The organism is Gloeobacter kilaueensis JS1 (assembly GCF_000484535.1).
Classification (GTDB): domain Bacteria; phylum Cyanobacteriota; class Cyanobacteriia; order Gloeobacterales; family Gloeobacteraceae; genus Gloeobacter; species Gloeobacter kilaueensis.
This window is the reverse complement of sequence record NC_022600.1, coordinates 1,550,309-1,562,641: the sequence shown is the minus strand read 5'-3', so window position 1 is coordinate 1,562,641 and position 12,333 is coordinate 1,550,309. Positions and strand designations below refer to the sequence as shown.

Genomic DNA, 12,333 nt, shown 5'->3' with positions numbered 1-12,333 from the left:
CCCCCGTCCTTCCCCAAAGAGAGGCCCGTAAATCAGTTGTCGTCGATCCGGGTGCGCCCAAAACCAAGAAACTGGCCGTGGGCGTTCTCTCCAGGCGGATAGGCTGTCACCCCGAACAAGTGGGTGCCGCCGATACGCGGCCCGACAGCGACAAATAACTCCAGGCGCACGGTGTTGCCGGGAGGTACCGGCTCAGCCAGCGACAGCGAGACCACCGGCTTGCGCGGATCGGGGTCGCGGCTCATCTTCTCGATCGCGTAGCGCTGATCGGGCTGATCGGCCTGAACCACCAGCGAGCGATTCAGATCCAGGTACATGTCCGTACCGTAATCGCCCAGGTCGATCTCGACCCGCTTGAGCGGCTCGCCGGCGTTGGCAGGCACAGCGATCGTGAAGACAAAGTTGGACTGAAAGTTGATCACCCGGTTATAAGCCGTGGTGTTGAGCAACTTGGGCACATTCAGAAAATAGGTCTTTCCGCTGGCAAGCTGAACCGACCAGGCAGGGCTGGCCGCGCCCAGCAATATGCCGAGCGCACCGGCAGCCAGCCCCACGCGCCAGGGCGGGCGGAGCTGCTTTGAACTGAACATAGGTTACCTCCTTCTGCACACGGTTAGCCGGCGTCTGCGCACCTGGGCTAATCCTGTTTCCAGTCTCGAAGGAGCAGTTAAAGTGTTACTGAAACAGGCATGAGAAAGTGCTCATGTTCGCGAGCAGCAACTGGCTATCTACCCATCTGGCTTTCGTTGTTCTGTCTGCCGGCGCGCTTCTGGCAGTCCCGTCCCTGGCGGATGAACCTGTCAACCGCTGCCGGGCGAGCGCTCTGGTGCGCCTTGAAATCGAAAGTGCCCTCTCCGGTAGAGCCTACATCGAAGTCGATCGAGAGAGCAGCCGCACCGACACCCTCGCCCAGGAACTCGAACCGGGCCAGATATTCGTCGCCACCGGCTGCAGCGATGACCGCTTTTTGATTCGAGTATTTACTGCTAGAGCCTGTGGCAAGCAGTTCGTCGGCCAGTCGGAGGCGCTGCGCGTCGAGGGCGGAAAAACCGTGAAGCTTGAGCCGAACGCCCTGTTCGAGCGGCTCTGCCGTTGGGCAGCTGATTAAAAAGTAACCGCCCCGACGGTGGGCCGGGGCGGCGGAAACCGACATACTCCGGATTTCATGCTCCCTGCCGACAGAGGCGATCACACTGGAGCATAGGTAAGCTAGACAATTCCACAAGTGGAAATCCGGACAGGAGGCGCACAGGATGCTACGACTCAGCGAGTCACAGCAAATCGTCTAAAAGCTTAGCGCTGAGAGCAGTGGTTTGCAAGCAGTACTTTACTGCGCCCGCCAGGACGGTTTAAGATCGCCTGCGCAGGGACGTTTGTCCAGGAGCGAGCGTGCTACTGAGCGAAACCATTTTGCGACCGGCCCAGCGCGAGGTGCTGCGCTACGCGGGGGGCCGGTTGGGTATCTCGGCGGTCCCCGGCAGCGGCAAGACCTTTACGCTCGAAGCGCTGATTGTCGAGCTGGTGGTCGAGCGCGGTGTTCCGCCTGAGCGGCTGGGGATCTTTACTTATATGCGCTCGGCGCGGGCGCACCTTGCGGCCCGGATCAACCAGCGCCTGCACCAGCAGGGCGTGCTGGGGAGGCTGGAGGCTTTTACCCTGCACTCGCTGGCGCTCAAGATCCTGCAGCACTTTCATGGCCGCCTGGGTTTTGAGGCGATCGATCTATTAGAAGGTTACGAGCAGGAGCGCTTTATCAGCCGCCTCACCCAGTCGTGGCTGCGCAACCACAGTCGGATCTGGGAGCCGCTGTTGCCCCAGGCCCAGCAGGCTGAGCGGATGGCCCGCAACCGCGCCGCCTTCAGCCGGGGCTTTAAGGCGATGTGCCGCGAGGTGATCCGCTCAGCCAAGAGCTACCGCCTGGCACCCGGCTCGATCGAGGCGGAGGGAGAAGGTTTTCTTGCCTGGGCGCTGCCGGTCTACCGCAGCTACCAGGCTGAGTTAAATCGCACCGGCAAGCTCGACTACGACGATCTAGCCTGGCGGGCAGTCGATCTGATTGAGCAGGACGAGGCGGTGCGCGCCGAGGTCGAGCAGTGGTACGACTACCTCTTCGAGGACGAGTCCCAGGACAGCTCGCCCCTGCAGGAGCGGCTGCTGCAACTTTTGAGCGCCCGCACGGGCAACCTCGTGCGCGTGGGCGATCCCAACCAGAGCGTGATGAGCACCTTTACCACCGCCGAGCCGCGCTTTTTTCGCCGCTTTTGCCGCAACAGCCGCCCGGTCGTGCTCGAAGAGTCCAGCCGCTCCGCCCCCCGGATTATCGAGCTGGCCAACGCCCTGGTCGATTGGGCAGCAACCGATCACCCCAACCCGCAGTTGCGCCGGGCTCTGGTCGTCCAGCACATCCGCACCGCCACGACCGGAGCGGCCAACCCGAGCGACAGCGAGGCGGCGATTCACTTTGCGATCATCGACGGCCAGCCCGAACAGGAGATGGCAGAGGTGGCGCGGATGGCGATCGCTGCCCTGCGGGAGCGCCCCAGCCACAGCTTCGCCATCTTGGTGAGCACCAACGAACTGGGAGCCCAGGTGCTCAGAGCCTTGCGCCAGCATCCCGACGTGCGCAGCCTCGACCTGTTGCGCAGCAATCCCAGCCAGCGGGAACTCATCGAAAGATTGCGGGTGCTGTGCGAATTTTTTGCCCAGCCCGCTTCTTCCTTGCGCCTGGTGGCAGCCTGCGAAGCGTTGGCGGACTGGGCGGGGCTGCCGAAAAGCCGGATGGCCGCCCACAAAGAATCGCTGCTGCGCGTTACCCCTGAGAAATTGCTCTTCCCGGCTCCTGGTACAGCGCACCGCCTGCCGGGGGAGCCGCCTTTGCACCAGTTGATGTCGCAGCTGGCCCGCTGGCTGCTTGCGGCCCGTTCGCCCTGGCCGGAGGTGCTGCGGCTGGTGGTCCAGACCCTCTACCGCAGCAGCGCCGAGATCTTTTTGGGCAACTACGTAGTCGATCAGCTCGAGCGCGTCTTAGACCACAACAGCGCCGACTGGCAGCAGGTGGCCGACGAGATCCAGGCCATCCTCGACGGCGCGCTCAACAATTTGCCCTCCGAAGCATTCTCCTTTGCGCCGGAGGCCGGGGCGATCACCGTCGCCACCACCCACCGCGCCAAGGGCCTCGAATGGGACGAAGTCTTCTTGAGTGGCCTGAGCGCCTACGAGTACCCGGTGCTGCGGGAGGACCGACCGGGCGGGTTGTATTTTTTGGACGGCCTCGACATGCGCGCCGAAGCGCTCTCCGAGTTGCGGGCCGCCGTCCGGCCCCAGCCGGGGCAGCACTCCGCCACCGACCAGGCATTTATCGATCTGGCCGCCGAGCGGCTGCGACTGTTGTACGTCGCGATTACCCGTGCCCGGCGACGGCTGGTTTTAAGTACGGCCAGCCGCGATCTGTTTGGCCGCGAGCAACGGCCCTCCCGCTTGTTTGCGCTGCTGCAGTCAGTCGCCCGCGATGGTTGAACGGCCACCCGTACTGGGCGCTGCTGCCTTTGCTGCTTTTGAGCGCTGCGGGCGGCTCTTTGATTACCTCTACATCGATCGGCTCCTACCGGCGGTAGAAGACGAACGCATCGCCGGGCAGCGCCGCTACCGCCGCTACACGGAGCTGATGGCAAAAGGACGAATAAAAGAGCGGCAACGCGCCTGCCTCGAAGCGGAGGTGGCACGCGGGTGGGAGCAATTTTTGCAAAGCCCCGAGGCAAAGTTCGCCGGGCGGCTGTATCTTGAATACCCTCTGCACGTTCAGATGGGGGAGTGGCGCGTGGGCGTGCAGCTGCACCGGCTCGCGGTGGGAACCAGATTCGCCATCGTCCAGTGGGATACGGGCCTTGAGCGTCCGCCGGATGCCGAATTAAAGGCTGCCTGGCCGGTGCGCCTGCCTTTGCTACTGGTCTGTCTGGTGGGCAGTCAATTGAACGACAATCGCCCGATCGCCCCCGAGCAGGTGCAGTTGACGCTCTGGTTTACCCGTTATCCCGAGCAGCCCTTTCACCTCCGATACAGCCAGACACAGCTCATAGCCGACCGGCAGCGCCTTGAACGGGCTCTTCCCCAGCTGCGCACCTCCCGGATGAGCGACGATCCGGCCATCTGCGCCGAATGCTTTTTTCGGATTCGCTGCCACGGACTGCACCCGGAGCGGCTGGGACCGGGGCTGTCAGGCTGGTGGGAAGACGGAGATGCCCGCAGTGGCGAAGAACCGGGCACCGCCGACTGAGGCAGCGGGCAGCCCTGTGCTACAGTCGCTGGCAGTTGCCTGCGCCGCTCTTTTGGAACAGACCCGCTCGATCCGGCACCTCTTTACCAGTCGCAAGCTGGCCGTTCTGTTTCTGCTCGGTTTTTACTCGGGCCTACCGTACAACCTCACCGCCGACACCCTGCAAGCCTGGTTGACCGGCGACGGCATCGCCCTTGAGACCGTCGGGCTCATCACCCTGGTTGGCCTGCCCTACGCGCTCAAATTTCTCTGGTCGCCCCTGGTGGATCGCTTTAGCCTGCCCGTACTGGGACGGCGGCGCAGCTGGCTTTTATCGATGCAACTGGCGATGGCTGGGGCACTGGCTACGATGGCGGCCTTCGACCCGCACCGGGGCGTACAGGCGATCGCCGCTCTGGCGCTGCTCATCGCCATCTTCAGCGCCACCCAGGATGTCGCCTACGACGCCTACAAGAGCGACGTTCTCTTACCGGCAGAATTGGGCAACGGCGCGGCGCTGGGTGTGCTGGGCTACCGGCTCGCCCTGCTTTTTACCAGCGCCTTTGCCTTCAAGCTGGCCGAGTGGATCTCCTGGCCCCGGACGTACCTCTGGCTGGCCGCTTTGATGGCCGTCGGCACCTTTGCGACGCTCTGGGCACCGGAGGCAAAGAAGCTGCAGCCGCCCGAGAGCATCGGCGACGCCGTTCGCCTACCGCTTATCGAATTTTTTTCGCGCTCGGGCACTGGCCGGGCGGCGGCGATCCTGGTGTTTATCGTCCTCTACAAGCTCGGGGACACCCTGGCGACGCGCATGGCGACGCCGTTTCTCATTCAGACGGGCTTCCGCCTGGGCCAGATTGGCGACATCAAAGGCGGCGTCGGCTTTTTTGCGACAGCTTTGGGGCTGTTGGCGGGCGGAGCCATCCTGGGCCGATTGGGCATCAACCGCTCGCTGTGGGTCTTTGGCATCCTGCAGGCAGCGAGCAACTTCGGCTACGTGCTGCTCGCTTTTGCGGGCAAGAACGCGCTTCTCCTTGCCGCTGTGGTCAGCGTCGAGAACGGCTGTGCCGGTCTGGGGACAGCCGCCTTCGTCGCCTTTTTAATCAGCCTGTGCGATCCGCGCTATTCGGCTACCCAGTACGCGCTCCTGTCGAGCCTGATGGCCGTAGGCGGCATTGTGCTGGGTTCTACCACCGGCACCGTCGCTCAGGCCACCGGCTGGCCGCTGTTCTTTGCCCTCACCGCCCTGGCAGCAGTACCTGGACTGTTGCTATTGCCCATCTTTGCCCCCTGGAGTAAGCCATCCCCCACCGTCGCCCCAGGCCGCAACGGCTGAGGCCGGCAACCGCGAACAACTTATCGGCAAACAGCTGGTAGAGCGAATCGTGCTCAAGAGCCTGCCGATGGCGATTAGAGCCTTAGTAGGCGGCACCAACATTGGTATCCGCTTTTACGAATCCTAGATTACTGTCCGATCGTGAGCCACCAGAGAGCAGCCCGAACTACTTCTGTCAAATACTTTATAGCAAGGTAGTCGAAAAAATATCAAAAAGAGACTTGCATTTTCTGCATACTTAATACAAGGGAATTTAGTGCTAGCAGGTCAAAAATGTAGCGAATTTTACGGAACACAGCATCTTAAAATGCAATATTCACAGGTGTGAGGAGTGCAAATAGTAAGAGAGTTTGTTGCATTGTTCACGTTCTTCCAGTGTCGTAGCTTTCACTGTATACCGTGAAGTGCGAAAAGCGCACAAGCCTAGCCGGACTGGGACCCAAGCTCGATCCTGGTAGATAGCGGTAGCGTTTCTAAATTGCTTAGAAAGAGCATCTAAGCATGAGCCTACGAACATGCGCAGACTAGGGCCAGACTAGCTTCGCGTGCAATCGTCAAAAGGTATGCTTTCATGAAACCCACTCAATTGCATCGAATGGCATATATTTGCCCGTTCTTTTTACTCACTACAACAGGGATTCTTTCTTGGGGAAGTATTCCGAGCTACGCTCAAAGCTGTAAAATTAATCGAGCATTAGCACCATTTGTACGGTTGAATGACATTAAAGTAGTAGCTGATGAAGAGAAAGCTAATCTAGAGCACTCTTCTGCTGTAGTAGCTACGCTTCCTTCCATACTTGGTTTTGATCTTGGAAGTTCGGTTCTGGCAACATCTAATAGAAAGGTAGCAAGCCTTGAAGAGAACGCTGATCACTCAGTTGAGAGCACATTGAGGAACGATGTTTCTTCAGAGAATATGATTCTAAACAATGTTCTCGAAACACTTGTTCCATGGTTTGAAGTAACTAAGGTTGACGTAGCAACATCCACAGACGTAGAGAAAAAGACAAGGCGAAAAGGAAAACTGAACGGCACTGTTGCACAAACGCAGTGTTATGGAAGCTATACGCCAACGGTACCTCCATACTATTCTCCTCCTTACTACGTTCCCTACTATACTCCTCCACCCCCACCATACCAACCACCGCCACCGCCACCATTACCGCCGGTCTACTGTCTTGAGGGATGCTACCTTGCATAATGAGAGATGTACAACGAAATTGTGATTTAGTTCATTTGAGCATAGGTTGACTAGCGCTATTCTCTGACCTCACTCAGTAGACGTAGCCTAAGGCAAAGACAAACAATAATACTGATCCGCAAAAGAGGGACTGCGATGAATATTCGTAAGCAAATTTGTGTTTCATTGGCGGCAGCAAGCGCGCTTCTTGTAAGTGGATCCAGTAATCCTGTAAGAGCTGCAAGCACATCTAATATGCAAGCTGCGCTGACTATATTGCGACAGGCTCGAATTAATGTTGTAAACATTAAGGATGAATACCAAGGGCTGCGCGTGTTCGCTTTGCAGAATATTAACTTTGCAATCCGTAATCTTGAGCAGGTACTGAAATCTTCAGGGAATATTTCACTAGTTATTCCTAGTTCAGCCTCACCAGAACCAGTTGTTAATGGGAACGTTGACCCTTATGCTAAGGCAGCACTGCATAATCTACAGCGCGTCCGACAAAAGCTCGGTTCTGCTAGTCGGCCAGATCCTGTTCGAGAAGTCGCCCAAGCGCAAAAGAATGTCAAATTTGCGATATTGAATATGGAGCGATTAATAAGTAGTGAGCTTTCAGCATTACCGGCTGTAAAAAGGACAACAGTTAATCCAAATTTTCTCTTAGCTGTTGACAACTTGCGCCAGTGCCGTGCTGATTTACAAACGCTAGGTGAACTATTAAATAACAGTCAGAAAAAAGCTTTAATACATGTTGCTACTGCAATCGTAAACATGGAAAATGGACTGCGAATTGTCAAGCAATCTTTTCAATCTTACACTGCAGAACCACGAAGCAAACCAAGTATAGAACAGGTACTAAACGATCTAAAGAAGGATCGGGAGTATTTAGCGACGAAGGATAGCACGGATTTTCATGGTTATAGGATGCTTGCACTCCAACAAACTAAAAGAGCCATTCAAGCTTTGAAACTATCAAGCGATTAGTAAATCAACGGAGCATCAAAATGAAGAGAAGAGAAACTATAGAAATGCTAGCTACTTTGCTAGCTGCATGCATGCCTTTTGCAAATCTGCCACCAGTTGCTGCTCAGACAGCGACGCTATCGACAGTTTCAGAATCTACTGCAACACTATTTATACAGCTTAGCCAATCTACATGTGGTTTCCCCGAATACGCGAGTGCTGTAGGAGGGAATTTCACCAATGCAGTTGTACTTGGCATTGATTCCAATGTATTTGTTGGCATTCCAGCGGATGTTAACAATCCGAACAGCAGCTTTTACATTGCTCTTTTTGATGGTACGACTCAGGCTCCTTTAGGAAGTTTAACATACTACTATAGCAAGACTAATTCTGATACGTATTTTACAATCGCTCAAAATGGTGTACTGTTTGCAATAGCAACTATGGATTCGAATGGAGCAATTACGGGCGGTACTGTATATGCAGGCCAGTCCATAATTGATGTGACCGGCCAGAACTTTACCTCCCAAGGTCTACAGTACGTAACAACAGTGAAATCAGATATCGCTCAAGGCGCTCCCAATAACGGGTTTTTGGAATGTGTCAATAGTTGTTTGGCGGGTCTTGGCTTAGTGAATACTATCAACTCATTAATCGGACTCCTGTCGATATATTTTTCTCCAAAATTTGCGGCATTAATTGTTGCACTTTGTATACTCATAATTGTTCTGTCATTGTGGTATTGTATAAATACTTGTGCCGATCCTGGCACAGGCATCTATCCATTTGTAACCGTTTAATATGCTGCTGACTGCGATCATTGTGCTACAAGGGAAGCAGGTGTGGTAAGAGAGTTTTCAAAAATTGCATTGGAAAGCGAACATGAGCGAATGGGTGTGGTTCTCCATTTGGCTAGTAGGACTAGGGGCATTGGTTGCAGCTTTTGTCATGCTTTTAAGCGGTCGAGTTGAAGCAAGTAGGGTGTTTTTAGGAATTTGGCTTTTCACACATGGTGCCTTTTACACCTCGAAGTATTCAGAACAGATATGGTCAGTCCAACGACTACTTAGCAGTTTGCTACTAATAGCTGGAGTTCTTCTAATATTTCTAGGATTTAGTCATAGTAGATGATTAATAATTATGATGCAAAATTTGCTGCTTTTAAGGAAACATGCGTGGCACCATCGTCTCTCTACATACAATCTAGTTAAGGCCGAAAGTACATTCAGATCCTAAGAAAAATTGTCGAATGCAAGTGACTAGTGATATATGGAGGCGATAGTGGAGCATGGCACTATAGAAGGAGTGATTGCGGACGATTCTGATGCTTTGCCACGACCTGAATTTGACTACGATTACTCTCTCAGTTTCCCGAAAATTCTCCATAAACTTGGCATTTCGCTAGCAGTAACAACCTATCAAGCAGGATGTCTCTGTATAATCTCAAGCAATGGAATAGATGTTTCAGCAAATGTACGGAATTATCGTAAAGCGATGGGATGCTACCCCCATTCTCAAGGTCTTTTACTAGCAACAGAAAATCAGGTGCTTTCTTTTAAGCGATCGCAGCATCTTATCAAAAGTTACTATCCTCTAGAATCATACGATGAACTTTACGTGCCTCGTATAGCATACTTTACAGGCAACATTGCCTCTCATGATGTTCTACTTACAAATGAGCAGGCGCTCGTAGTAAGTAGCGCCTATTCTTGTATAGGTGGGCTTTCCTCAGACCATAGTTTCGTTCCATTATGGAAGCCACACTTTATCACAGAATTAACTGGAGAAGATCGCTGTCATCTTAATGGTCTCGCCCTTGAAGACGGAAGGATCCGCTATGTTACTGCTCTCGGTGCTACAAATAGCAGGGGGGGCTGGCGCGAGAACCGAGCCACGGGCGGTATTGTTATGGATGTTGAACATAATTGCATCATTTGCGAGGGGCTTTCGATGCCCCACTCCCCACGAGTGTATGAAAATTTACTATGGGTTCTTTCCTCTGGAACAGGCGAGTTGGGAATAGTGAATAGTCTAGGTTTTGAGCCAATGATTTATCTTCCCGGTTTTTTGCGCGGACTTGCTTTTTTCGGTCCTTATGCGTTCGTTGGCCTTTCTAAGATTCGTGAGAAGTCAACTTTTGGAGGACTACAGATCGAGGAAAAAGTTCAAGATCTGAAATGTAGTGTCGAGGTAGTTAATATTCATACTGGTACGTGGGAGGCTTCGCTTGAATTCCACAGCAATATCGCCGAACTGTACGATATTCAGGTCATTACTCATGCTCGCAATCCATTTATCACCGGCTATTCCCAAAAAGGCGATCTTCAGCAGCTCGTTGACCTGCCCCTTTTTAATCCGCTAGTGCAGCAGGTAAATGGCTAAACGTCTCTTGTCTAAACTCATAACTTTTTGGCAGCGAATCAGTCTAACGGTGGTGGCTGTACTTGTGACGGCTTTACCTGCTTTCGCACTCCCAATGTACGCCAGTGGCAGCAGCCTTCTGGGATTGCTGCTGCGGCCATTACCGGCACTTGACGGCAAACCGGGTCGTTTGCAGTTGGTTGGTTGGATTTCAGAGGAGGCGCAGCAGTCGCAGTTGTGTCACGGAGATGTGTTGCTCGCGGTGGCTGGCACCCCTGTTTCTCAAGAATCTGATATTCAAGCCGCCCTCAAAGGATACCAGCCAAGCCAGAGGGTACTGCTACGAGTACTGCGAGGCAAAGAAGAACTGGAGGTAGCCCTAACTCTGGCGGATGGCCGACTTCCCATGATGCCTGCTGCCCCTAGCGATCAGCCTGCAGCAACTCGGACATTGCAGGTTATCCCGGCTTCACCTGAACTGGCAGTACAGCAGTACTTCGGTTGGGGCCATGTTCGCTCAATGGCTCTGCAGGATAGAACCCTGCTGGTACGGATAGATCCAGTCGCTAGCACAAAATTTCTGCAAAGGACAGCGCAGGCACTCTTTGCCGAGGTTCGCTCTCCTCGGATCCAGCGGCTGACAGTATTGGTAGAAGGCACTGAGGCTATCCAATCTTTGAGAGTGGATGTCAAGGGTGATGTTCACCTGTCAGCCTATACACCTGACTGGCAGACAGCACCCACTCAGATAGCAGCGGAAACTTTCTTGCCTATTCTTCTCGATCTCAATGCGGACATTGAGTTGCCTCAGAGTGAGACCCGCGCAGTTAGCGGCAAGTTGTTGAGCAATATAGAGGATCAAAATGGTGTACCTTTGTTGTTGCGCGCCACACCAGTACAGGGGCGACTCGTGCCTGCTATACCTTTTGGGCATCGCTTGATCCTCGATACGATTGGAGAGCAAAAATGGCCGGTAGTTGCACAATCGGAAATTCTTCCTACCAGAGAAGTGATTGTCAAATATCTCGGCAATCAGCGGCGTGCCTATACCTCTAGAGTGTTTGCTCATCAAGTCGTCGGAGTCCGCCTTTCGCAACCGTTGGCGCTGCCCAATCCACTTCGAAAATCAGCCAATGAAGATGGTCTTCGTTTGACAGATGCCACTTTTACTCCAGTCACAAAATCGGCGGCGATCAGAACTGCCAAGGCTCTCAGCCTGTACAACCAGGCTGTTGCTGCAATTGGGCGACAAGAGTGGTCTGTTGCTGCCACTCACCTGCGCGCATCGCTGGCTGATTTGCCTTCGCAACAGGCTCACGCTGCCCTCGGCTGGGTGTATCTGCAGATGGGGCAGGCTTTGTTGAAGGGAGGAGGGGCATTGGAAGTAGCGATGGCTGATATTGAGCAAGCAGCACAGATGCAGGTATCCGGGAGTTCGGGCCTGCTCAGTTGTGCCTACGCACTCGCAATTCAAAAGGATTCCGATTCCCTGCCTGGGGATAATCTAAATTACTACCGCTACCGGATTACCAGCTTGGGGATTCATTTGCAGGATTGTCCGCTAAAGCCTGGTGTACTTCCTTTTCGGAATCCGCCGGTTGTAGCAGGAGACTACCTGGCGTTTATGGACGAACAACGGCCAGCCAGGATGCGCTATCGAGCGATCACCCCTTTTTCGCGTTCCCCTGTCCGCCTCTATATTGGTCCAGCCCCGGAACCCCGTTTCTATCAGGCTGTCCTGGATGCTGCCAGAAGCTGGCAGGATGCGACGGATAAGCGTGTCCAGTTTGTTGAGGTGAATCAGCCAACTGAGGCGGATGTTTTGGTCGTATTTGTCTTGCAAGACGGAAATCAAGGTCCGACCCGTTCCGAGACTCTTGCCATGCCGGATCAGGCGGCAACAATTCTGCTGAATCTGGCTTACCCGTTGCGCTATAGAACCGCAGATCAAGCAAGACTGGCAGGCAAAGTCCTCAGCCACGAACTGGGCCATGCCCTGGGTCTTTGGGGACACAGTGATAGCGACGATGACATTATGTACCCAACGGTCTCTGGGGTAAGCGGTCCTTCGTTGAGGGATGTAGAGACGCTCAAGAAAGTCTTCGATCGCTATCCTGCCGCCGAGCGCCCTTGAACTCTTAATTCTCGCCCGCCGTCGCTGCAGGCCGCATCGATGCGCTTTGACGCAGGCAGGTTTGCGCGCCAGATAGAGGCGCTGCTCAACACTGGCTTTTACAA

General features: G+C 54.4%; 10 protein-coding genes. 9 read left to right on the top strand and 1 reads right to left on the bottom strand.

The window, feature by feature from the left end:
• Window positions 1–32: 32 nt before the first annotated feature.
• A complete protein-coding gene (locus GKIL_RS07465; protein WP_023172886.1) occupies window positions 33–590 on the bottom strand; it encodes a DUF2808 domain-containing protein in 558 nt (185 codons plus the stop codon).
• Window positions 591–703: 113 nt separating this feature from the next.
• On the opposite strand from GKIL_RS07465, the gene GKIL_RS07460 reads away from it, so the two are divergent.
• The 9 genes from GKIL_RS07460 to GKIL_RS07430 all read left to right on the top strand — a co-directional run bounded on the left by GKIL_RS07460 (window position 704) and on the right by GKIL_RS07430 (window position 12,229).
• Window positions 704–1,108 (top strand): hypothetical protein, encoded by a 405-nt coding sequence (locus GKIL_RS07460; protein WP_023172885.1) that lies wholly within the window; start codon window positions 704–706, stop codon window positions 1,106–1,108.
• A 281-nt stretch (window positions 1,109–1,389) separates the two neighbouring features.
• Window positions 1,390–3,516 carry an ATP-dependent helicase gene (locus GKIL_RS07455; RefSeq protein ID WP_023172884.1) on the top strand — a complete coding sequence of 709 codons (2,127 nt, stop codon included), beginning with the start codon at window positions 1,390–1,392 and terminating at the stop codon, window positions 3,514–3,516.
• Window positions 3,509–4,273, top strand: a complete 765-nt coding sequence (locus tag GKIL_RS07450) for a hypothetical protein (protein ID WP_023172883.1) — start codon at window positions 3,509–3,511, stop codon at window positions 4,271–4,273. Before GKIL_RS07455 ends, GKIL_RS07450 begins: the two co-directional genes overlap by 8 nt.
• Window positions 4,236–5,588 carry an AmpG family muropeptide MFS transporter gene (locus GKIL_RS07445; RefSeq protein WP_023172882.1) on the top strand — a complete coding sequence of 451 codons (1,353 nt, stop codon included), beginning with the start codon at window positions 4,236–4,238 and terminating at the stop codon, window positions 5,586–5,588. The genes GKIL_RS07450 and GKIL_RS07445 overlap by 38 nt, the downstream gene beginning before the upstream one ends.
• Before the next feature lie 712 nt (window positions 5,589–6,300).
• On the top strand, window positions 6,301–6,789 hold the full coding sequence (locus GKIL_RS24640; RefSeq protein ID WP_144080344.1) for a hypothetical protein: 489 nt from the start codon (window positions 6,301–6,303) through the stop codon (window positions 6,787–6,789).
• A gap of 135 nt (window positions 6,790–6,924) precedes the next feature.
• Window positions 6,925–7,755 carry a hypothetical protein gene (locus GKIL_RS24635; RefSeq protein ID WP_023172880.1) on the top strand — a complete coding sequence of 277 codons (831 nt, stop codon included), beginning with the start codon at window positions 6,925–6,927 and terminating at the stop codon, window positions 7,753–7,755.
• Window positions 7,756–7,775: 20 nt separating this feature from the next.
• Window positions 7,776–8,534 (top strand): hypothetical protein, encoded by a 759-nt coding sequence (locus tag GKIL_RS24630; RefSeq protein ID WP_023172879.1) that lies wholly within the window; start codon window positions 7,776–7,778, stop codon window positions 8,532–8,534.
• A 481-nt stretch (window positions 8,535–9,015) separates the two neighbouring features.
• Window positions 9,016–10,116, top strand: coding sequence for a TIGR03032 family protein (locus tag GKIL_RS23480; protein ID WP_187293902.1), 1,101 nt, complete (start codon window positions 9,016–9,018; stop codon window positions 10,114–10,116).
• Window positions 10,109–12,229, top strand: a complete 2,121-nt coding sequence (locus tag GKIL_RS07430; RefSeq protein WP_023172877.1) for a matrixin family metalloprotease — start codon at window positions 10,109–10,111, stop codon at window positions 12,227–12,229. The genes GKIL_RS23480 and GKIL_RS07430 overlap by 8 nt, the downstream gene beginning before the upstream one ends.
• Window positions 12,230–12,333: the final 104 nt, after the last annotated feature.

Bases quoted from the DNA above. Each gene is read 5' to 3' on its own strand.
- GKIL_RS07430 (WP_023172877.1), top strand. From the start codon at position 10,109: ATGGCTAAACGTCTCTTGTCTAAACTCATAACTTTTTGGCAGCGAATC.
- GKIL_RS24630 (WP_023172879.1), top strand. From the start codon at position 7,776: ATGAAGAGAAGAGAAACTATAGAAATGCTAGCTACTTTGCTAGCTGCA.
- GKIL_RS07465 (WP_023172886.1), bottom strand. From the start codon at position 590: ATGTTCAGTTCAAAGCAGCTCCGCCCGCCCTGGCGCGTGGGGCTGGCT.
- GKIL_RS07460 (WP_023172885.1), top strand. From the start codon at position 704: ATGTTCGCGAGCAGCAACTGGCTATCTACCCATCTGGCTTTCGTTGTT.
- GKIL_RS24635 (WP_023172880.1), top strand. From the start codon at position 6,925: ATGAATATTCGTAAGCAAATTTGTGTTTCATTGGCGGCAGCAAGCGCG.
- GKIL_RS07450 (WP_023172883.1), top strand. From the start codon at position 3,509: ATGGTTGAACGGCCACCCGTACTGGGCGCTGCTGCCTTTGCTGCTTTT.
- GKIL_RS07445 (WP_023172882.1), top strand. From the start codon at position 4,236: ATGCCCGCAGTGGCGAAGAACCGGGCACCGCCGACTGAGGCAGCGGGC.